The sequence below is a fragment of the Pilibacter termitis genome, from assembly GCF_900167335.1.
GTDB classification, from domain to species: domain Bacteria; phylum Bacillota; class Bacilli; order Lactobacillales; family Streptococcaceae; genus Pilibacter; species Pilibacter termitis.
Genome location: NZ_FUXI01000037.1, coordinates 1 through 22,637 on the forward strand (window position 1 = coordinate 1; position 22,637 = coordinate 22,637).

Here is a 22,637-nt window from a genome sequence, read left to right on the forward strand (position 1 = left end):
CGAACAGTTGCCAAACTCCTGCACTTCGGAGCTAGACAAGGTTGAGGAGATTGACGAAGAAAAACGGAAAACTAGCAATTTAGGATAAGTGCGAGTTTTTAGAGGTGACCATATAAATGTTTAAAAGTACCACCCAAAGACGAATGATTTTTTGCGAGTAAAAACTGGAGGACATGGAAAAATCAAACGCTTGAAAGGAAATAACTTCGGTGAAACACTCGGATATTTCTTGCTTTGGCTGATAGGTCAAAATATAGCTTGAAAGAGATTTGTTTTCCAGCAACAAATCAAGGTTTTCCTTTACCCATTCTCCCGTTAAACTAATGACAAACACTGCATCTACCTCATGTAAAATTTGCCTTAATAGCTCTTTTTCTGTTCTACGATGTATTTCGTAGACAATGAAATTTTCTTGACTAAATAGCTCTCGAAATAAATTGACATTACTAGCGGAGTACGTGCTACCTAAAACAGCAATTTTCTTTTGAGTAGAAAGAGTTTGAGCGATTCTTTCGCACTGCGTTTTATCCAAATGCTCCAAAATAAATTCTTCCACTTCTCTATCTTTTTCAAGAAAATACTCTATCAATTCGTCTGGATTGGTAAGTGATTGAAAATCATCGAGTAAATGAATTTTGCTATATTCTCCTATATCTGTTCGCATATCTTTAAAGCTAGGATAGCCTAATCTTTTGCAGAACTTGGTCACGCTTGCTGGCGTTGTCCTAGCATGAAAAGCAATTTCTTCGATATAAATATCTGGAAATTCCTCAATTCGTTCAATCAATACTTTGGCAATACTATAATTAACATCTGCTTTTAAGCACCTAAATAGATATTCTGTCAATTTAACATATACTCGGCTATTCACTCTTTGTGTCATGATTTCCCCTTTTTACACTTGTTTACCCATATTATAACAGCTTTTTTCTTAAAAAGATTTCACAAAAAAACAAGAGGACAAATTTCCCTTCGTCCTCTTGTTTTATCCATTCTTTGTCTAGCTACGAGGGGCTGAAGTCTGGTGGCTGTTCGCAGTGCCGATCGAAACTTGCGTTTCGATCAAGTAAACGGCACGGCTCACTGCCACAGACTTCAAAACGCCCCTTTTAGCTTTTCTTTGTCTAGCTACGAGGGGCTGAAGTCTGGCAACTGTTCGCAATGTCGATCGCAACTGACGTTGCGATTAAATAAACGACATGGCTCACTGTTGCAAACTTCAAAACGCCCCTCTTAGCCTTTCTTTACTTCCCCAAAATCTTTTTCAAATATTGTCCTGTATAGCTTTCTTTCACTTTTGCAATTTTTTCAGGTGTTCCTGTGGCAAGAATTGTTCCGCCTCCTTCGCCGCCTTCTGGACCGAGGTCGATGATATGGTCGGCATATTTTATTACGTCTAAATTATGCTCAATGACTAATACCGTGTTGCCTTTTTCTACGAGCCTATTTAGCACTAAAAGCAGGCGTGCAATATCATCCGTGTGGAGTCCTGTGGTTGGTTCGTCTAAAATGTATAGACTTTTACCGTTTGAAATGCGATGTAATTCACTTGCTAATTTCATCCGTTGTGCTTCACCACCTGAAAGGGTCGTTGCAGGCTGACCAAGCGTAACATATCCAAGCCCTACGTCGACAATCGTTTGAAGTTTGCGGTGAATTTTCGGGATATGCTCGAAAAATTCAAGTGCGACTTCGACAGTCATATCGAGAACGTCCGAGATGTTCTTCCCTTTATAATGCACTTCAAGCGTTTCAGAATTGTATCGTTTTCCATGACAAACTTCGCACGGAACATACACGTCTGGCAAGAAATTCATCTCGATTTTGATAATCCCGTCTCCTCGACAAGCCTCACAACGTCCACCTTTTACGTTGAACGAAAAGCGTCCTTTTTGATACCCTCTCACTTTTGCCTCGTTCGTTTGGGCAAATAGGCCACGAATATCGTCAAACACACTTGTGTACGTGGCTGGGTTACTTCTTGGCGTTCGACCGATTGGACTTTGGTCAATATCAATGAGTTTTTCAATACTTTCATAGCCTTTAATTGTTTTGTATTTCCCCGGTTTTTCAGAATTTCGATTGATTTTTTGTGCCAGTGCTTTTTTCAAAATTTGATTGACCAATGTTGATTTCCCTGAGCCAGAAACTCCTGTCACTGCGGTAAACGTCCCGAGTGGAAAATCTACGCTAATATTTTTCAAATTGTTTTCACTTGCACCTGTCAAACGAATTTTTTCACCATTGCCTTTACGGCGAACGCTTGGAGTAGCAATTTTCTTTTTCCCAGACAAATATTGCCCTGTCAAAGAATGTTCATCACGTGCTACCGCCTCTGGTGTCCCTGCTGAAACAATTTCACCACCTGCCGCACCTGCACCCGGTCCTACATCAATTAAATAATCCGCCTCACGCATCGTATCTTCATCATGCTCAACAATAATCAAAGTATTTCCCAAATCACGCATTTTTTTCAGACTGGCAATCAGGCGATCATTGTCCCGCTGATGTAAACCAATAGACGGCTCATCTAAAATATACAACACACCCGAAAGATTGGAGCCGATTTGCGTTGCCAAACGAATCCGTTGTGCCTCGCCACCAGAAAGCGTACCTGCTGCACGAGAAAGGGTCAAATAATCTAAACCGACATTTTGCAAAAACGTCAAACGGTCATTGACTTCTTTCAAAATCGGGCGAGCAATGACTTGTTCCTTTTCACTTAGCGGAATATCGCTGAAAAATTCTAACGCATGAGTAACTGAAAGCGTGCTGATTTGTGCGATATTTTGATCGTTGACTTTCACGCTCAAGGCTTGTGGATTCAAACGCAAACCTGCACACGTTTCACAAGGCAATTCTGTCATAAATTTTCGCAAGCTATCACGAATGAAATCGCTACTCGTCTCATGAAATCTGCGGTCAATTTGTTTCAAAACTCCTTCAAACACAATATCACGGTCGGTCAAACCGAATCCTCCCATGTAGGTGAAATGGAATTTTTCATTGTTGCCATGTAGCACCAAATCTCTGTCCTTTTTCTTCATCTTTTTCCACGGGGTATTCATATCGACACCGAAAGTTGCCATTGCCTGCTCTAGCATAGCAAAATTGTACTCACTCGCAGAAGAACTCCACGGTACAATTGCCCCTTCTGCAAGCGTAAGCGTCTCATCTGGCAAAATCAAATCCATATCAATCGCAAGTTTCGCACCCAAACCGTCACAATCAGGACACGCACCGTAAGGAGCATTGAAACTAAACAGACGTGGCTCTAATTCGCCAACGGTAAAATTACAAATCGGGCAAGAAAAATGTTCGCTAAAGAGCATTTCTTCATTCGTTGACACCTCTTGCACTAGTACATAACCGTCCGCCAAACGAGCTGCCGCCTCAACAGAGTCAAACAATCGACTGCGGATACCGTCTTTTACGACAATACGGTCAATGACAATTTCAATATTGTGCGTTTTGTTTTTGTCAAGCTCTGGAGCGTCCGATACATCAAGCACTTCTCCGTTGACACGTACACGCACGTACCCTTCTTTTTGCACAAGCTCAAACACTTTTTTGTGTTGACCTTTTTTTCCTTTGACAATTGGAGCAAGAATTTGAATCCTACTTTTTTCAGGCATTTCCATGATTTTGTCAACCATTTGCTCAATAGATTGTGAAGAAATTTCTGTATTGTCATTTGGGCAAATAGGATGTCCAACTCTTGCGTACAAAAGTCGCAGATAATCGTTGATTTCCGTCACTGTTCCGACAGTTGAGCGGGGATTTCTGCTTGTAGTTTTTTGGTCAATCGAAATCGCAGGCGAAAGTCCGTCAATCGCATCGACATCTGGTTTATCCATTTGCCCTAAAAATTGACGTGCGTATGCTGACAAACTTTCCACATACCTCCGTTGCCCCTCTGCATAAAGCGTATCAAAAGCTAAAGAACTTTTCCCGCTACCAGAAAGTCCCGTAACTACTACCATTTTCTCGCGTGGAATTTCCACATCTATATTTTTCAAATTATGTGCTCTTGCACCATGAATAATAATTTTATCGTTCGCCATGTCACCCTCCTGTTTTTATCTATATCTTTTATAAATATTCGTAGTCTAATTATAAACTATTCTATTGTAAAAAGGGGGAGATTCGGTTTAGGGAATTTTTGAAGAAAACTAGGGAGTTGGTTTATTCTTGGTTTTTTCACAAAAACCGCATAAAATCAGGGAGAAAACTGATTTTATGCGGGTGTTGTTTTATTTCCCTAAAAAATGACAACTTAGGCAATTAGAAGATAGACAAAGGTTCTGCACCTTTATACTTTCAATAATCTTTTTTATCTCTTTGATTTTTTCTTGTCTCTCTCTTTTCTCCTTCGAAACAACATTATTAACTTTACATTAATAACATATACATATTTCACTTTCCTTTTTCCACAAATAGAAAACTCTAATTCAGGCTTTTTATAATTTCCTGTTGTTATAGTAGTTACTTTTTCATCTACATCAATTGTAAACTCTCTTCCATCCGAAGTCATATTATCTAGACTTATAACAAACCTATCACGTATTTGGCGAATTTCAATTGAATCACTTGTTATTTCTAACTTACGAGAACTAGGAGAACTCACCCCTGAAATTACACTAGTTATTACACTAGTTATTACACTAGTTATTACAGAACTAATTATAAGCTTAATGATTTCCTCTTTCATCTGGTTTCCCTCCGTTTCTATTTTCGATAATATTCTCTTTATCAGAGTTTTTAATAACTTGAGCTACAAAAATACGTTTCTTTAGTCTGTTGTAGTACTCTTTTATTTTTTGTCTATTCATTTTTACCCCTTTCTTCTTTTCTACATACTTTTTCCTCATATCATAATTACAACAACTATCAACAATAGCCATATTCGTCACAATGTGTAGCAGGGAAATAGCCACGCAAAAAGGACCTATAGTGCAACTCCTTATTCTTGATATCATACAACTACACCCATACTCCATCTTCCCTTTCAATCATTTTCACCTTCTCGAAGAACAGTACCATTTCACATCCGACGGCCAGTTGCCTACACCCCTTTTTCAACAGGTTAAACCAATGATGCTATATGTGTAGTTTTTTTGTCAAGAGTTTTGTTGCCTATGTAGAAAAAAATAGGAAGTCACAGTTGAGGAGTAGCTTTGTTTATTGGTTGCTCTACATACACAACGACAATAAAAAAACGACCTCTTTAGAAAAAACCTCATATCAACATTCACACCGACCTACTTCTTAACACAATATCCCCCCTTAATCCACCTTCTCTTTAACAAATATTATTATAGGAAAGTCTAGTGATACTGATGTTTTCTTATTCTATAGTTGTTTTCCCCTCTTCAATAGAACAATAATGCAACTATTGAATTTTCTAATATTCTTTGGTATAGTAGGTATAGAATAATTAAATCATAACAGAGGTGAACACACATGGCAGCAAATCCTAAACGAAATACTTACTTTGCTAGAAATATTACTCGTGCTAGAGAAGAAAAGAAACTATCTCAGATTGCACTTGCCAAACTATTAGATATAGCACCTTCCAACATCTCTTCTTGGGAAAATGGACGTCAAAAACCTAACCAAAAAATAATAGATAAAGTTGCTGATACCTTAGATCTTTCCTTAGAAGACTTAACCGACGATAGAATTATTGACGCAAATCTTGAACTTCCGCCCGTTGAGAAAAATCCGATGTATAGCAACTCAAGAGAGGGAAATGAATTATTTCAGTTGAACAATCCAGTACCTAATACTGACTTAGCAACACATTTTAAACTGTTCAGTCTACTCTCAACGCTAACAACTACAGAAATTGATAAATTCACTGAATTGCTTGAACTCGCTAAAGAACTAAATTCTAACTGAACCTATTCGATATACTATCATTCATGTTCTGCAATAGTTGTCAAACTATAGTCGACCTAAAAAAAGCCCTTGAAAAACTTTCAAGGGCTTTTTTTAAGAGTGATTAATTTTTTATCAGTTCTCAAACAAAAAATCTAACACCTTATATATTCCTATACTTGACATTATTTCCCCTCTATTTCTCATCACCATATTCATGGTAATCAAAAAAATCAAAAGTAGCAGGGGTTTCATATCCTGTGTAATCAACTGCTGCTAAACCTACAAATGCTCCTGTGAAAAAGCCTCCATAGCTTTGCAATACATAGTCATCTGAAAGAATAGACATATCAAGCGTAACTGGAATTTCTTGCCAAAGCGTGCCGTCAAATGAATATTCATAAGTGTACGTTTGTTTGCGGACTTTTGTCTTAAACCAAACATACTCTACCCCCTCTGGAATCGGGATTGCTTTTTCTTTTAGATAACTTGTATAAACTCCACGATTGTTTTGTGCAACCTCAATGACTGCACCATTTTGCTCGTTCCACGTGATAAAGACAAATGACCAATGTTTATCATTGTAATAATTGGTCAAACCTGCCATTTGTTGATAAGAAAATGGCTCAAATTTCACCTTGGTTTGTGCGTCAAAGTAGAAAGTTTGGTGACGACGTGCGATAAGTGAAAGCTCATGCAGATTGCTCAAGCTACCACGACCGATAAGGGTTAATTGACCGTTGCCAACACTTCCCATTTCTTCGTTAAATGGAACACGCAAAGTATTCCAGTTTTCATCTAGCGTTGGAGTGTCAAATTCATCATGCTGCGAATGATTGTCAGCCGTCAATGTCAAAATCGCATCTTTTGGTGCCTCAACAAACGTCTTTCCACCATGACCGCCAACAATTCTAGGCCACCCCTCACTATCCCATTCCACTTTTTGAATGGACGTTTCACGTCCTAAAGTCGACCACCCACGTGGGTCTACCGCTGATTCATTCTCCTTATGCCACGGGCGAGAAACAAGCGAGGCATAATACCACTCCCCACTTGGTGTATCAACCAACGCCCCATGTCCTTGTTTTTGCAAATAGGAATGTGGGGTGTCAAAATTGGTGAGAAATGGACCATTTGGCTCTACTTCAAAAGAGAGAACGTCCAAACTCTTAGATCTGGCGACTACTTCTTGATGTGTAAAAACTGTGCCTCCTTCTGCGGCAAATAAATAATAGTAGCCATTTATTTTGTATAAATGAGGGCCCTCGACCAATTTCACCTCGGTTCCTGCAAAAATTGTTCTAGCCGTTTTGGGCAGGAGTTTCATGGTATTTGTATCAAATTCTGTTAATGTAATTCCGTCAAACGGATGATGATACTCTCTATGATCCCATGTTTGCTGAACGAGATATTTTCTTCCGTTGTCATCATGGAAAAGAGAGGCATCAAAACCTACACCATTGAGCTTAATCGGCTTGCTCCACGGTCCACGAATATCTTCTGCTGTCGTCAAGTAGTTGGTCATATCTTTAAATGCTCCTTCAACTACTTTGACATCTGTATAAACTAGCCAAAATTTTCCGTCCGCATAGGACAAATCAGGTGCCCAAATACCGCCAGAGGAAGCATTTCCCTTCATGTCAAGGAAACTCACTTCTCTCAAAGGTGAGGGAAGTAAATTCCAATGGACTAAATCTTTTGACTCGTGCAAACGAACTCCAGGAAACCATTCAAAAGTGGAATTGGCGATATAATACGTATCGTCCACTCGAATAATCGACGGATCTGCATGAAAACCAGATAAAACAGGATTTTTTATTTGCATATAGTTACGCACCTTTCTTCTCATTTCTTTGTCTAGCTACGAGGGGCTGAAGTTTGGCAACTGTTCGCAATGTCGATCGCAACTGACGTTGCGATTAAATAAACGACATGGTTCACTGTTGCAGACTTCAAAACGCCCCAATCGCTTTTCTCTGTCTAGCTATGAGGGGCAGGGGTTGGGTCGCTGTTCGCAACAGCACTGGAAACTACGTTTCCAGCAAGTAAATGCTGTGGCTCACTGCGACAAACCCCTGAACGCCCCTCACAGCTTTTCTCTGTCTAGCTACGAGGGGCTGAAGTCTGGCAACTGTTCGCAGTGCCGCTCGAAACTTGCGTTTCGATGCTAGTCTTTCAAGAATCTTTGATTCTTAGAAAGACTGTATGCGAAACGAAGTGTAGCAGTATATAAACGACATGGTTCACTGTTGCAGACTTCAAAACGCCCCTCTCGCTTTTCTTTGTCTAGCTATGAGGGGCAGGGGTTGGGTCGCTGTTCGCAACAGCACTGGAAACTACGTTTCCAGCAAGTAAATGCTGTGGCTCACTGCGACAAACCCCTGAACACCCCTCTCTGCTTTTCTCTGTCTAGCTACGAGGGGCTGAAGTCTGGTGGATGTTCGCAGTGCCGCTCGAAACTTGCGTTTTGATGCTAGTCTTTCAAGAATCTTTGATTCTTAGAAAGACTGTATGCGAAACGAAGTGTAGTAGCAAGTAAACGGCACGGCTCACTACCACAGACTTCAAAACGCCTCTCTCGCTTTTCTTTTCTAAAGGTTTTCTTGTAATTGGTGGGTTAGTTCTTTTGTTGCAGGGTAAGCTTTTTTGTAGAGCTCATATACTTGTTGATATTTTACTACATTTTCTGGAATTGGGTGGATTTCTTCGCTGTAGGCGACAAATGTAGTGACACATTCTTCTACATTTTCAAACCAGCCACAGCCTAGTGCCGCCAACATACACGCACCAAGCCCCGGTCCTTGCTCAGCTGTTAGGGTTGTAATTTTGGCATTGAAAATATCTGCTTGCATTTGCAACCATTCTTTATTTTTCGCCCCGCCACCGACTGAAACGATTTTGCTAAACTGTTTGTTGGCAACATTTTCCATTAGATTTTGAGAATCTTTGAGCGAGAATGTAATTCCCTCTAGCACACTGCGGGCAAAATGTTTTAACTCATGATGTGTATCAATCCCGATAAAACTACCACGAATTTGGCTATCGACATGAGGTGTTCGCTCGCCAACAATATAAGGAGTGAAAATCAAGCCGTCACTTCCAACGTTTACCGTAGCCACGTCTTTTAACATTGCCTCAAATGTTAAATCTTTCGCAAATGTATTTTTAAACCAACTAAGACTGTTCCCAGCAGCTAACGTTACACCCATAGAATAATAAGTATTCGCTAAAACGTGATTGAATAAATGAAGTTTTCCTTGGTAGTCTTTTTCGGCAGTTTCTTCTACGCTTAGAAAAACACCACTCGTCCCGATTGAACATAAACCAATTCCCTCGGAGACAATCCCTACTCCAAGAGCTGCACACGCATTGTCTGCTCCGCCACCGAAAATTTTCACGTCACGAGTAAAACCAAGCGTTTCTTTTAGCTCGGGTAATAAATTCCCACGAAAACCAGCAGATTCTACTAATTCTGGCATGAAACTTTCTGAAATGCCAAACGTCTCCATGATTTCTGTTGACCACACACGGTTTTCCACATCTAAAAGCAATGTTCCCGCTGCATCTGAGTAGTCCATTTGGATATTCCCCGTCAAATAAAATGCTAAATAATCCTTTGGTAGCATAAATTTTTCCGCTTTCGCCCAAATTTCTGGTTCTTGCTCTTGCACCCAAAGAATTTTTGGCAATGTAAATCCTTCTAAAGCAATATTTTTCGTGCTTTTCAGCAAAACTTCACCACATTTTTGAGTAATTTCTTCACATTGTTTGCTTGTGCGAACATCATTCCACAAAATCGCGTTGCGTAGCACTTTTTGATGTTCATCTACTAACACAAGACTGTGCATTTGCCCTGAAAAACTAATCCCCTCAAGTTTTTCTTTCATTTCTGGTAATTCCTGTATCATTGCTTTCAATACTTTCCAAGCTGCCTCTACCCAGTGTTGTGGGTCTTGCTCGCTATATCCCGCCTTTATACTTTCAAGCGGATAGTCTGCTGATTTACTTAAAATCACTTTTCCAGATTTGTCTACTAATAAGCCCTTTAGCGAGCTTGTTCCTAAATCTAAACCTAATACATAGCTCATTTTTTTCTCCTCTCTTCTCGTTTCTTTCGGAAACGCTCGAAGTCTTTTCTGTTTTTTTATTTCATGATTATTTGTCTTTTGAGAATTTTTCTTAGATAGACTTCAAAATGCTCGGTCGCTGTTCGCAACAGCACTGGAAACTGCGTTTCCAGCAAGTAAATGCTGTGGCTCACTGCGACAAACCCCTGACCGCCCCTCGTAGCTTTTCTATGTCTAGCTGCGAGGGGCTGAAGTTTGGCAACTGTTCGCAATGTCGATCGCAACTGACGTTGCGATTAAATAAACGACATGGCTCACTGTTGCAAACTTCAGAACGCCCCGCTCGCTTTTCTGTGTCTAGCTACGAGGGGCTGAAACTTGGTCGCTGTTCGCAACAGCACTTGAAACTTCGTTTCAAGCAAGTAAATGCTGTGGCTCACTGCGACAAGTTTCAAAACGCCCCGCTCGCTTTTCTTTGTCTAGCGGCGAGGGGCTGAAGTCTGGTGGCTGTTCGCAGTGCCGCTTGAAACTTCGTTTCAAGCAAGTAAACGGCACGGCTCGCTACCACAGACTTCAAAACGCCCCGCTCGCTTTTCTGTGTCTAGCTGCGAGGGGCTGAAGTTTGGCAACTGCTCACAATGTCGATCGCAACTGACGTTGCGATTAAATAAACGACATGGTTCGCTGTTGCAAACTTCAGAACGCCCCTCGCAGCTTTTCTATACACCACAGGATTTGTATTAATAGTTCCTTTTGATTTGCTTTGTCTTTAAAGCCCTCTTGTGTATGAGTTGGGGTGTAGCATACCACTTTGCCGTCAAAGTATTCGTGTCGCCAGAGTGCGATTGATTTTCCTTGATTGGAAGAACTTCTCATCAAAATTGTTGTTTCTTTTTCTTGAACATTGACGAAATAATGCTCGTCTAAAAATGAAAAACGCTCTTTTCCACTTTCCTCATAATGCACAATTGTCTGCTCAAAATGTTCTACAAAATATCCTTTTAAAACTGAATGAATATACTTAGAGTTTTCAGGATAACAACTCATTCCTGCATGAAGTGCAAGCCATGCGCCTCCTTGTGCTACAAATTGTTCTATTTTTTCATCAAGCTCATCCGTTAGCCATGTTAAAACGTTGCGTTCTTCTGGGTTTAAGCGATTTTCCAAAGAAAAAATTATCAAATCTGGTTTTTCTTCTAAAATTCGCCCCAAATCAGCTAAAGGATAATCTGTCAGCTCAATGTCTGGTTGATTTTCCAAAACCTCACGGAGAAAAGTCAAATAATCATCATGAGCATGGTAAAAATCCCCTAAAAAACAAGCGATGTTCTTCATTGTTTTTCCACCTCAGAAATCGCCTTGATTTTCCTACAAACCTCCCAATTTTGCGGAGGATAAAGTGCTTTTTCTTTATTCGTCAACTTTGTAGTAATCAATTTTGCTTGGAAAAGAACGTTGTTTTTGATTTTGTCTACTTCTTTTTTCTCTAGCAAATGGCGATAAATTTCTTCTAGTTCTTGATCATTGTGGTGGGTGTATTTGGATAAATGAGTATTTATTTTCTTCATGCTCGCTCCTTTTCTCGTTCGCTTTTAAATACATATTCTCTCTACCTGAAAATCAAATAGAGAGAATATGCCTTATACATCACCAATTTGGCTTTTCAGGAGGTGTGCCAAATCGATTACTTAATCAAATCTTCCCAAGTCCAATTTTCCACTTCTGGAATATCTAAGCCATGCTCACGAATGTAGCTGTGGTGGAAGGCAATCGTATCATCCATTTTTTGTGAAAATTCACTTGCTGCGTTTCCGTACACTGCATTTGCCGCATCTTGAGCTACGTGGAAACGATCCATTTCTGAGAATACACGCATATCAAATGGTGTTGTAATATCTCCATTTTCACGATAACCATGAATATACAAGTTATGATTGTTGCGATTGAAGAAAATGTCACGAATCATGCCCTCATAACCGTGGTAACAGAAGATGACTGGTTTTTCTTTCGTGAAATAGTTGTCAAATTCTTCATCTGATAAACCACGAGGGTCAACGGACGGATGACGTAATTTCAAAATGTCTAACACATTGATGAAACGAATTTTCAAACTTGGGAATGCCTTGTTCAAAATCGTTACCGCCGCAAGTGCCTCAAGGTTTGGCTCGGTACCTGAGGCAACAAGTACCACATCTGGTTCTTCATCAGAGGTAGTCGTTGATGCCCAATCAATTATTTTCAAGCCCTCTTTCACCAAAATTTCTGCCTCATCTGCTGAATAAAACTGCGGACGTGGATGTTTGGAGCAGACGATTAGGTTAATCAATTCTTCACTCGACAAAGCCTCCGCCATTACAGCTAACATAGTGTTCGTATCTGCTGGTAAATATTCACGGATAAACTCTGGTTTTTTCTCTGCCAAATGTGTCAACAATCCCGGATCTTGATGTGTATAGCCGTTATGATCTTGTTGGAACACGGTGGAAGTCGCAATTAAATTCAGTGACGGATATTGCTTTCTCCAAGTTTGCTCTTTTGCTTTTCTCAACCATTTGAAATGCTGGGTAATCATGGAGTCTACCACTCTCAAGAACGCCTCATAACTTGCGAAGAAACCATGACGACCTGTCAAAACATATCCCTCTAAAAATCCTTCACACTGGTGTTCTGAAAGTTGAGAGTCAATTACACGTCCCACAGGCGAAATCCATTCATCATAAGCCTTATCTTCTCCACCTAACCATTGACGGTTTGTCACTTCAAAGACTTTGTTCAAGCGATTTGATTTTGTTTCATCTGGGCCAAAAATACGGAAATTGTCTGGATTGTCCACAATCAAATCTCGTGCAAAATTCCCAAATTCAATCATATCTTGTGCTATTTTTTCACCCGGTTTGGCAAATGTTAATGCGTGTTTTTTCCAATCCGCAATTTTCAACGGTTTCGGATCAATTCCCCCGTTAGTAATTGGGTTTGTAGACATTCTCTTGTCACCTTTTGGTGAAATGGCACGAATACTTTCTTTTACCGTACCATTTTCATCAAATAATTCTTCTGGACGGTACGATTTTAGCCATTCTACTAGGGATGAGATATGCTCCATGTGATGAGCATCTACTGGAATTGGCACTTGATGTGCTCTAAATCCTCCCTCTATCGGCTCACCAGCCCAAGAGGCAGGCCCTGTCCACCCTTTTGGTGTGCGAACGATTAAAACAGGCCATGTTGGCAACGTCGCTACTTCGGCTGACTTCGCACGTGCCTCTTTTTGAATTGCTTTGATTTTTTCGATTGCTAAATCGGTTTGCTCTGCCATTTGCGTGTGAACGACATCTGGGTTTGTCCCAGAAACAAACAACGCCTCCCAGCCTAGACCAGCAAAATATTGTGTTAATTCTTCATCACTTTTACGCTCTAAAATCGTCGGATTGGAAATTTTTCCACCGTTCAAGTAAAGAATTGGCAAAACTGCTCCGTCCGTTACAGGATTGATAAACACATTTGAAAACCACCCCGCCGCTAGTGGACCTGTTTCTGCCTCGCCGTCACCGACAACTGTTGCTGCAATCACATCTGGATTATCCAAAATCGCTCCTGTTGCATGAGAAAGAGAGTACCCTAATTCTCCTCCCTCATGAATTGACCCGGGTGTTTCTGGTGCCGCATGGGAGGCAATCCCTCCTGGGAATGAGAAAATTTTGCAAAGTTTTTTCAACCCAGCCTCATCTTGTGTGATTTCTGGGTAAATCTCGGTATAACTTCCGTCAATATATGAATTTGCCACCATGACTTGCCCGCCATGTCCCGGTCCTTCAATGTAAAACATATTCAAGTCATACTTATTAATTGCACGATTCAAATGAGCATAAATAAAGTTTTGTCCTGCAATCGTTCCCCAATGTCCGATTGGATGAATTTTCACATCATCCTCTTGAATCTCCTTTTTTAATAAAGGATTGTCTTTCAAATACATCTGTGCAACTGCAATATAATTCGCTGCACGCCACCATTCATCTACTTTGTTTAAATACTCTTTTGAATTGTAATCTGTCATTACGTTCTCCTCTTTTTTTGTTTTTTTCATGTTAGTTTATAGCAACTCTAAAAACTCGCACTTATCCTAAATTGCTAGTTTTGGATTAAACGGAGTTTTTAGAGGTACCCTTATAAATTTTATTTATCCGTTTCACTTGTTTTGATTTTACTTTTCTCTTTGCCATATGCCTCTAGGTCGGCTGCTTTGACGTATTTTACATCAATTGGAATAGTTGGCTCGAGTGTTTCGCCTTTGATTGCTTTTACTAGATTTTCAATTACTTGGTAGCCAATTTGGTAAGCATCTTGGTCAACGATGGCGGTGATACGTCCGTCGCTTACCCCTTTTAACCATGTATCTGTATAGTCAAATCCATAATGAAGAATTTTGCCAGATTTCCCTTGTGATTCAATAGCACTCATAACTCCAACGTCAGGGCCTTCACTTCCTAGAGAAAATACTGTAACCAAGTCTTTATTCGCTGAAATGTACCCTTCTAGTTGTTTTTTAGACTCACTTGGTTGGTCGTTATCTTGAATCGTTGCAAGGAATTTGAAGTTTTTCGCCTCACTTCCATAAACTTCTTCAAAGCCTTCTTTCAACCCTTTTTCACGGTCAATCATTGTCGGCTGAGCTACATCAACGCAGACAATGGCAATAGATCCTTTGGTAATTCCTTTTTCTTTCATTTCTTTTGCCGCCTGCACTCCTAGCTCTTTCCCTGCTGAAACATTATCCGTTCCTACATAAGCTGTACGGTCTGATTTATTTTCCAAATCTGCATCAAATGTGATAACTGGCACTTTTTTATCCATTGCTGCTTTGATTGGGTCAACAAAAGCCTTTTTCTCAATTGGTGCAATGGCAATTCCTGCCACTCCTTTTGCTGTCGCCTCTTTAATGAAACCAATGTGTTTTTCTTTTTTACTTGGTTCTGCTGAAGGTGATGTTTTGGTAACCAACGTATAGCCCAATTCTTTCGCTGCATCTTCTGCACCTTTTTTCATCGGATTCCAATAAGCACCTGTGTCAACAATTGGGATAAAATAGAGTGTTTTTTTCTTATCTCCACCTGCACTATCCCCACCTTTTGAGCAACCTGTTAGAGCTACTAGCGTGAAAAGCATTGCTACCAATACAACTTTTGTGATTTTTTTCATCTTTATTATCCTACTTTCTATGTGTAAATATTGAGATGAATTTTCATCTCGTTAGGGGGTATTCTAAAATTCATCGCAAGAAATTCCAAGAAACCCGAGGAAATCACTTCGCTTTAGAAATCCCCGTATTCCCTTTACGAATTTTGGCTTGTTTTCCGTTTGATATAGTCAATAATAATTGCAAGAATAATAACAACACCTGTTACCGTGTCTTGCAAGAATGAATTGACACCCATTAACGTCAAACCGTTTTTAAAGACCTGTAAGGTCAAAATCCCTGCGACAGCTCCGCCTATTGTACCGATTCCTCCGCTAAAGGAAGTTCCGCCCATAATTGCCGCTGCCATTGCAAACAAATCAAGTCCGTTCGCATCTTTTGAGGCACCGCCATTTAAGTTGGAAACAATCAATAAACCAGCGATTGCTGCAAGAATCCCCTCGATAACGAAGATTTTCACAACGTGCAAATCTGTATTAATTCCTGAAAGTCGTGAAGCCTCTTGGTTACTTCCTACCGCATACGTGTACTTTCCAAGTCTCGTTTTTTTCATGATGAAAACAAATACGGCAATAATCGCAATGAAAATTAACGCATTGCTCTTGAGTATTTCTGAAAAAATAGGGGTTTTTGCTAGTTTGTTAAACCATTCTTTGTCCGAACCGATAAACTGTTCGTCTGTAAAAAATCCTAACATTCCCTTAATCACATAACTTGTCCCGAGCGTTAAGATAAACGAAGGCAAATCGAATTTTTTAATTAATAGTGCATTGACCACACCAAGTGTGGCACCTACTGCAAGGCTTATCAAAATCACAATGGGTGCAGGAAGTCCTGCATTTGATGCGTATAAACCAATCATTCCGCTTGCCATCGCCACATAACCAATCGACAAATCAACATACCCACAAATCAAAATCATTGCATACGCAACTGTTAAAATGCCAACAGGAGGAATTTGTTGTAAAAAGTTCTCAATATTGTATGTGCTTAAAAAGTCCTCATTTGCAATCGTGAAATAAATTACTAAAACAGCCAAAACGAGATACACCGAATAATTCATGAACAATTCTTTAAGATTTAATTTTTTTCTACTATTTTCCATTTCTCTATGTCCTTTCTCTAACTAGCCGTAGCGTATTTCATAATCAGCTCTTGAGCCTCATCTTGTTTCGATTCAAAAGAAGAAACATCTATTTCCCCTGTAATTTTCCCTTCATGGAAAACTTGAATACGATCGCAAATCCCGAGCAATTCAGGAATTTCAGATGAAACAATCAAAACTGTTTTTCCTTGTAACGCCAAATGATTGATGATATTGTAGATTTCTGATTTCGCTCCCACGTCAATACCTTTGGTCGGTTCATCAAAAATGTAAATTTCATTATCTGTATTCAACCATTTCGCCAGCACTACTTTTTGCTGATTTCCACCAGACAAGCTAGAGACAGGATTGTTCATGTTGTTCGTTTTGATATTAACCTCCTTGATAAAACGATTGGAGGTATCCGTTAGAGATTTTTGATTTAAAACAAAGTTTTTCAGATTGGTCAGATTGATATTGTCCTTTATCGACAAATTGAGCAAGAGACCTTGACGTTTTCTATCTTCCGTCAGTAAACAAATCCCGCTAGAAATCGCATCATTTGGAGATTTTATTTTCACTTCCTTTTGATTGACAAAAATCTTGCCACTCACTGCTCTATCTGCTCCAAAAATCAACCGCAAAGTTTCCGTTCTTCCGCTACCAACCAAGCCTGCAAAGCCTAGCACTTCACCACGTCTTGCTTGAAAGCTCACGTTTTTCACTTTCCCTACTTTGTCGGATAAATCTTTCACCTCTAGGTAGGTACTGCCAATTTCAGTCGGCTCTTTTGGATATAAATCTTTTATTTCACGACCTACAAGCATGGAAATAATCTCATCTTCTGAAAGACTTTTGACTTTTTCGGTGGCAATATATTCACCATCACGCATAATGGTAATTCGCTCGCCCAGCTCAAAAATCTCTTTCATTCTATGAGAAATATAAATGCTTGAAACACCTTTTTCTTTTAGTCTTCGGATAATAATAAATAACACTTCCACATCCTTATCACTCAAAGCTGTGGTCGGCTCATCAAAAATGATGACCTTTGCATTCAATGTCAATGCTTTACAAATTTCTACTAGCTGTTTATTAGCAGTAGAAAGTTTGCTCACTATCTCGTTGGGTGAAACTTTCGCTCCAATCATATTGAGTAGTGATTGCGTCTGTTCGTATAATTTTTTGTAATCAACCAAACCTAGTAATTGATTTTTATACGGAAGTCGCCCGATAAATACATTTTCAGCGACAGATAAATCTTCCGCCAAATTCAACTCTTGATGAACAAATGCAATGCCTAATTCTGTTGCCAAATTGGCGGTCATTTTAGGAATTTCACGTCCTTCAAAAATGATTTTTCCCGCATCTTTTTCAAGCAAGCCTGCTAAAATGTTCATCAGAGTTGATTTACCAGCTCCATTTTCACCCATAAAAGCGTGAATTTCGCCCTTTTTCACTTCTAAATTTGCTTTTTTCAGCACGTGAACAGGGCCAAAACTTTTCTCAATGTTTTCCATTGAAAACAAGATTTCTTGGCTCATTTTCAAACCAACTTTCTTTAAAATTTCCCCTAAATAATACCCGTATCACCAATTTTTGTTATGCTTTTTTCCGCTTAGAGTAAACATCTAATGCGACAGCGACTAACAAAACAATCCCTTTTATTGCTTTTACCCATGCAGATGAAACACCCATAATTGAAAGTCCTTGGTTGAGGACACCCATCACTAAGGCACCAATCATTGCATTTGGAATTTTTCCGACACCACCACTTACTGCTACCCCACCAATAAAGCAGGCAGCAATCGCATCAAGTTCAAATCCGTCACCTGTTTGTGCTGAGGCTGAAGCAAGACGTGAGAGCATGGCAATTGCAGCAATAGCAGCTAGAACACCCATGTGAATGAATACTTTGAAATCTACCTTTTTCGCATCAATCCCGCTCAATACCGCAGCTTTTCTATTGCCACCAACAGCGTAAATGTGGCGACCAAATTTCGTTCTACCCATGATAAAAGTGTAAATCGCTACAAGAAATGCTACAAGTACAAGCGTAATCGGAATACCACCCATTTCCTCGTTTCCACTATTGGCAAACAAGTAAGTGATGTATCCTACAATCAACGTAAACAACGCAATTTTAATTCCAACAAACATAAAAGGGTCGTTATTCGTTGATTTTTTGAATGTTTTTACTTGTGAATAGCCGAACCAGCCAATGATAATTGCACCAATGACCAAAGTCAAAACGTCCAAATTACCTGCAAAACCGAAAATATTTGGCAAATACCCTTTAGTGATAAATTTGAACCCTTCACTACGAACTGGCACACTTTCACCAACTAATACTGTGGCAAATCCTCGAAACAGCAACATTCCTGCGAGCGTTACAATAAACCCCGGTATGCCGACATATGCCACCCAGAACCCTTGCCAAATCCCGATAAGAATACCGACAAAAATACAAATTGGAATACTTAAAAACCAAAGATTTGCAGGTAAATGCGACATGAGAATGGCAGCAATCCCGCCGACAAAAGCGACTTGAGAGCCGACCGATAAATCAATATGCGTTGCCACAATAACCATTACCATACCGATTGCCAGTACAAAAACATAGGTATTTTGTTGAACCAAGGCAACAAGCGAGTTAGGAGCTAAAAGCAAGCCTCCAGTCGCCACTTGGAAGAAGGCGATAATGACAAGCAATGCCACCACAATTCCATATTGGCTAAAATTACCTTTTAATTTATCCACCACGCTTTTCATTTCGCTATTTGCCGTCTGTGGTGCTGTGTTTGTTTTTTCCATGATTGTCCTCCTCACGTTAACAAGCTCGCTTTCCCCCTGAGCTTTGCTACGCTCTTTTTTTGTAGAAGTTTGCTACAAACTCCTTTAAGCAGTCATTTTCTTCATCAAATCATCTTGTGTCAAATCATCATTGACTAGATTTGCCGTCACTTTTCCTTCTGCCATTGTGTAAACTCTATCGGAAATCCCCAAAAGCTCTGGCAATTCTGATGAGATAACGATAATGGCTTTTCCTTGATCTGCCAATTTGTGAATGATTTCGTAAATTTCATACTTCGCCCCAACGTCAATTCCACGAGTAGGCTCGTCTAAAATCATAATATCTGGATTGGTGTAAATCCATTTGGATAAAACAACTTTTTGCTGATTTCCACCAGACAGCTCTGAACATTTCGACTCAATCGAGGCAGATTTTGTTCGCAATTCCTTTCGATATTTCTCAGCAATCGCTTTTTCCTTTTCTCTATCAATCGAAAATCCTTTGAGCAAATCGTTCAAGTTCGATAATGTCGTGTTTTCTCGAATCGTAGAGATAAGATTCAAACCGTACACTTTCCTGTCTTCTGAAACATAAGCAAGTTTGTGATGAATCGCTTGTCCCACATTTTTCAAATTGACCTCTTTGCCGTTCAAACGAAGTGTTCCTTGAATTTTGCTACCATAGCTCTTTCCGAATACGCTCATGGCAAATTCCGTCCGTCCACTTCCCATAAGTCCTGCAATACCAATGATTTCTCCAGCTTTCACTTGGATATTCACCTTGTCATTGACCAAGCGATGCGTGTCTTCGTTGTGGTAAACCGTCCAATCAATCGTCTCGAAAATCACCTCACCATCTTCGTTTCGTTTATGCTCAGGATAACGAGCCTCTAGGCTACGTCCTACCATGTCGGCAATCAATTTGTCCTCATCAAGCGGAGAAGTTTCCGTGATTTCGATTTTGGAAATGGATTTCCCGTCACGAATGACCGTCACCATGTCAGCAATTGCTGCAATTTCATTGAGTTTGTGGCTGATGATAATCGCTGTAATCCCGTTATTGTCACGCAAATTGCGAATCAATCCTAGCAAATGTTCCGAATCGTCCTCGTTAAGTGCGGCAGTTGGTTCGTCCAAAATCAGCAGGCGAACATCTTTTGCCATTGCTTTGGCAATTTCCACGAGTTGCTGTTTACCGACACCGATATTGACAATCAATTCTTCAGGGTCAGCATCCAAACCAACACGATCCATTAGCTCAATTGCTTTTTCCTTCGTCTTATCCCAGTTAATACTGCCTCTTTCCACTTGTTCGTTGCCAAGGAAAATATTTTCCATAATGGAAAGATAAGGAATGAGTGCCAACTCTTGATGAATAATGACGATTCCTTCTTTTTCAGAATCACGCAAATTTTTAAATTGGCGAACTTTGCCGTCATAATCAATTTCCCCAGAATAACTTCCGTAAGGATAAACACCAGACAAGACATTCATCAAGGTAGACTTCCCAGCACCATTTTCACCACAAATCGCATGAATTTCCTGTTCTTTTACAAGTAAATCCACTTGATCCAATGCAACAACTGGCCCAAATGTTTTTCGCACATTACGCATTTCTAATATGGTTTTCTCGTGCAATTTTTATTCCCCCTTTTCATTCATGCGGGGGATTCCCCCCGCACGTTATACTGAATTACTTAATCTTATCTTCTGTGGTGTATCCTGATTTCACCAATTCTGCAAGACTAACAGAAGACGGCATATCCTTTTCACCTTCTTTGGTAACCAATTTCGGTTCGAGTAGGAAGGACGGCACGTCGATAATGTCGTTGTTCATCGTGTCATCCGTTTTCGGATCATTGCCTTTTAGCAATTCAATCGTAATTTCAGCTGTTTTCGTTGCCAACTCACGTGTATCTTTCCAAATCGTTGAACCTTGTTTGCCGTTGTTTATCAAACTAAGTGAGGCATCTTCGGCATCTTGCCCAGTGATAAACGGCCATTCTGTCTCGGAGAATTTACCAGAAATCGCCTCAATTACCCCACGAGCTACCGCATCATTTGGTGCGAGAACGGCATTGAGTTTCACGTCTCCTGCATATTTGGTCAAGCGAGCATCCATTTCGTCCATTGCTTTTTGCTGTTTCCAACCGTCAATCCCAATACTTTGCCAATCTTTTTCTTTGAAATCTTTCGTCACCTTGCCAGAAGGAGATTTCAACACGCCACTTTCAAAATACGGTTGCAACACACTCCAAGCTCCTTGGAAGAAATATTTTGCATTGTTATCATCAGGAGAACCTGCAAATACTTCAATGTTGAACGGCCCTTTCGCTCCGTCTTTCAAACCGAGTTTGTACTCAATATACTGAGCTTGTTTTTTCCCAACTTCGACTAATTGGAAAGTCGCATAGTAGTCAACTGCCTTCGTATTCATAATCAAACGGTCATATGAAATAACTTTTGCTCCAGCATCTCGAGCTTTTTCTACCGCAGGCCCTACCGCCGCACCATCAATTGGACAAACAATCACGACTTTCGCCCCTTTATTGACCGCATTTTCAATATCAGAAGATTGTTGTGCAGTCGAACCATTGGCAAATGTAACGTCCGCTTTATATCCAGCTTTTTCAATCGCCTTTTTGATTTCGCCACCTTCTTTTGGCCAGCGAGCCAAATATTGCTCTGGCAAGGAAATGGAAACCAAATCACCCTTTTGTGCGGACGAGTTGCCACTACTTCCACTACCTTTACGACTTCCACTACAAGCAGATAAAGCAGTCACTAAAACCCCAATAAATAATACAAATAGACCCTTTTTTAATACTTTCATGATGAGATTCCTCCATTTTTTTGTTCTCACTCCGTTAAAAGCGTTTGCATTCGGTATATAGACACCTCTAAAAAACACGTTCATTTTTAGAGTTCCCTATATCATTTTTATAATTCCTGCCCTTATACCTTAGAAACAATAAAACGTTAATATTCCCCTGTTTTGAAGTCTCTTAGGAAGTTCTTATAGATTGCATTAGCTAGACGGGCAGGAGTTTTACGGCTATTTACACTATCGTAAAACTCCTGAATGCCCCTCTTAGCTTTTCGTTGTCTAGCTGTGAAGTGCTGAAGTCTGGTGGCTGTTCGCAATGCCACAAACTTCAAAACACCCCGCTCGCTTTTCGTTGTCTAGCTACGTGGGGCAGGAGTTTGACGACTGCTCTCAATGTCGCTCGCAACTAGCGTTGCGAGTAAATAAACGACATGGTTCGCTGTCGCAAACTCCTAAACGCCCCGCTCGCTTTTCGGACTAGAATAAATAATCATTCAATCTCGATTTCACATATTCAATGTGGCTTGATTCGATTTTTATATTTTGTCCGTTTTTCAGTGAGTATTCTGTCAAGCTCTTGAAGTCTTCTTTGCCTTCGAGGATTGATTTTCCAATACCTTCTTTGTAGCTTGCGTAACGTTTGTCGACAACATTTTCCAAGAATTTGTCTTCAACGATTTTCGCTGCAGCTTTCAATCCTCTTGCGAATGTGTCCATTCCTGCAATATGTGCCAAGAACAAATCTTCCATTTCAAATGAAGTACGGCGAACTTTGGCATCAAAATTGATTCC

General features: G+C 40.0%; 21 protein-coding genes and 1 pseudogene. 1 reads left to right on the top strand and 21 read right to left on the bottom strand.

All coding sequences use genetic code 11. From position 1 onward, the window contains the following. Window positions 1-79: 79 nt before the first annotated feature. The 5 genes from B5D30_RS11900 to B5D30_RS11915 all read right to left on the bottom strand — a co-directional run bounded on the left by B5D30_RS11900 (window position 80) and on the right by B5D30_RS11915 (window position 4,979). Window positions 80-883: a MurR/RpiR family transcriptional regulator gene (locus B5D30_RS11900; RefSeq protein WP_078808296.1), complete on the bottom strand. Its 804-nt coding sequence runs from the start codon at window positions 881-883 to the stop codon at window positions 80-82. 117 nt (window positions 884-1,000) lie between these two features. Continuing rightward, entirely contained in the window at window positions 1,001-1,174 is a 174-nt protein-coding gene (locus tag B5D30_RS13855; protein WP_159443321.1) for a hypothetical protein, read from the bottom strand. Between the two features lie 70 nt (window positions 1,175-1,244). Further along, on the bottom strand, window positions 1,245-4,064 hold the full coding sequence (gene uvrA, locus B5D30_RS11905; RefSeq protein WP_078808297.1) for an excinuclease ABC subunit UvrA: 2,820 nt from the start codon (window positions 4,062-4,064) through the stop codon (window positions 1,245-1,247). Window positions 4,065-4,333: 269 nt separating this feature from the next. Further along, window positions 4,334-4,711: a hypothetical protein gene (locus tag B5D30_RS11910; RefSeq protein WP_078808298.1), complete on the bottom strand. Its 378-nt coding sequence runs from the start codon at window positions 4,709-4,711 to the stop codon at window positions 4,334-4,336. Beyond that, window positions 4,692-4,979: a hypothetical protein gene (locus tag B5D30_RS11915; protein WP_159443322.1), complete on the bottom strand. Its 288-nt coding sequence runs from the start codon at window positions 4,977-4,979 to the stop codon at window positions 4,692-4,694. The genes B5D30_RS11910 and B5D30_RS11915 overlap by 20 nt, the downstream gene beginning before the upstream one ends. Before the next feature lie 484 nt (window positions 4,980-5,463). Between B5D30_RS11915 and B5D30_RS11920 the strand changes: the two genes are divergently transcribed. Then, the gene (locus B5D30_RS11920; protein WP_078808300.1) at window positions 5,464-5,901 is read left to right on the top strand and encodes a helix-turn-helix domain-containing protein; all 438 of its coding nucleotides are present in this window, start codon (window positions 5,464-5,466) and stop codon (window positions 5,899-5,901) included. Between the two features lie 175 nt (window positions 5,902-6,076). On the opposite strand, the gene B5D30_RS11925 is transcribed toward B5D30_RS11920, so the two are convergent. The 16 genes and pseudogenes from B5D30_RS11925 to B5D30_RS11980 all read right to left on the bottom strand — a co-directional run. Then, complete coding sequence (locus B5D30_RS11925; protein WP_078808301.1) at window positions 6,077-7,705, bottom strand: glycoside hydrolase family 43 protein; 1,629 nt, start codon at window positions 7,703-7,705, stop codon at window positions 6,077-6,079. Window positions 7,706-8,471: 766 nt separating this feature from the next. Next, window positions 8,472-9,968, bottom strand: coding sequence for a xylulokinase (xylB, locus tag B5D30_RS11930; protein ID WP_078808302.1), 1,497 nt, complete (start codon window positions 9,966-9,968; stop codon window positions 8,472-8,474). Window positions 9,969-10,024: 56 nt separating this feature from the next. Continuing rightward, window positions 10,025-10,231, bottom strand: a complete 207-nt coding sequence (locus B5D30_RS13295; RefSeq protein ID WP_144399603.1) for a hypothetical protein — start codon at window positions 10,229-10,231, stop codon at window positions 10,025-10,027. A 45-nt stretch (window positions 10,232-10,276) separates the two neighbouring features. Then, window positions 10,277-10,402 carry a hypothetical protein gene (locus tag B5D30_RS14380; RefSeq protein ID WP_268802124.1) on the bottom strand — a complete coding sequence of 42 codons (126 nt, stop codon included), beginning with the start codon at window positions 10,400-10,402 and terminating at the stop codon, window positions 10,277-10,279. Then, window positions 10,399-10,524 (bottom strand): hypothetical protein, encoded by a 126-nt coding sequence (locus tag B5D30_RS14385; protein ID WP_268802125.1) that lies wholly within the window; start codon window positions 10,522-10,524, stop codon window positions 10,399-10,401. The genes B5D30_RS14380 and B5D30_RS14385 overlap by 4 nt, the downstream gene beginning before the upstream one ends. Before the next feature lie 119 nt (window positions 10,525-10,643). Further along, window positions 10,644-11,282, bottom strand: coding sequence for a ThuA domain-containing protein (locus B5D30_RS11935; protein WP_078808303.1), 639 nt, complete (start codon window positions 11,280-11,282; stop codon window positions 10,644-10,646). After that, window positions 11,279-11,515: a hypothetical protein gene (locus tag B5D30_RS11940; RefSeq protein ID WP_078808304.1), complete on the bottom strand. Its 237-nt coding sequence runs from the start codon at window positions 11,513-11,515 to the stop codon at window positions 11,279-11,281. Before B5D30_RS11940 ends, B5D30_RS11935 begins: the two co-directional genes overlap by 4 nt. 116 nt (window positions 11,516-11,631) lie before the next feature. Further along, window positions 11,632-14,031, bottom strand: coding sequence for a phosphoketolase family protein (locus B5D30_RS11945; RefSeq protein ID WP_078808305.1), 2,400 nt, complete (start codon window positions 14,029-14,031; stop codon window positions 11,632-11,634). An 89-nt stretch (window positions 14,032-14,120) separates the two neighbouring features. Continuing rightward, complete coding sequence (locus B5D30_RS11950) at window positions 14,121-15,143, bottom strand: sugar ABC transporter substrate-binding protein (protein ID WP_078808306.1); 1,023 nt, start codon at window positions 15,141-15,143, stop codon at window positions 14,121-14,123. 134 nt (window positions 15,144-15,277) lie between these two features. Next, window positions 15,278-16,246 (bottom strand): ABC transporter permease, encoded by a 969-nt coding sequence (locus B5D30_RS11955; RefSeq protein ID WP_078808307.1) that lies wholly within the window; start codon window positions 16,244-16,246, stop codon window positions 15,278-15,280. A gap of 17 nt (window positions 16,247-16,263) precedes the next feature. Continuing rightward, the gene (locus tag B5D30_RS11960) at window positions 16,264-17,769 is read right to left on the bottom strand and encodes a sugar ABC transporter ATP-binding protein (protein ID WP_078808310.1); all 1,506 of its coding nucleotides are present in this window, start codon (window positions 17,767-17,769) and stop codon (window positions 16,264-16,266) included. A gap of 58 nt (window positions 17,770-17,827) precedes the next feature. Continuing rightward, window positions 17,828-19,039: an ABC transporter permease subunit gene (locus B5D30_RS11965; RefSeq protein ID WP_078808308.1), complete on the bottom strand. Its 1,212-nt coding sequence runs from the start codon at window positions 19,037-19,039 to the stop codon at window positions 17,828-17,830. Between the two features lie 84 nt (window positions 19,040-19,123). Beyond that, the gene (locus tag B5D30_RS11970; RefSeq protein ID WP_078808311.1) at window positions 19,124-20,632 is read right to left on the bottom strand and encodes a sugar ABC transporter ATP-binding protein; all 1,509 of its coding nucleotides are present in this window, start codon (window positions 20,630-20,632) and stop codon (window positions 19,124-19,126) included. 79 nt (window positions 20,633-20,711) lie between these two features. Continuing rightward, window positions 20,712-21,851 (bottom strand): substrate-binding domain-containing protein, encoded by a 1,140-nt coding sequence (locus tag B5D30_RS11975; RefSeq protein ID WP_078808309.1) that lies wholly within the window; start codon window positions 21,849-21,851, stop codon window positions 20,712-20,714. A 146-nt stretch (window positions 21,852-21,997) separates the two neighbouring features. After that, entirely contained in the window at window positions 21,998-22,177 is a 180-nt protein-coding gene (locus B5D30_RS13300) for a hypothetical protein (RefSeq protein ID WP_144399604.1), read from the bottom strand. A gap of 145 nt (window positions 22,178-22,322) precedes the next feature. Further along, a pseudogene (locus B5D30_RS11980) lies at window positions 22,323-22,637 on the bottom strand (xylose isomerase); the annotation flags it as partial.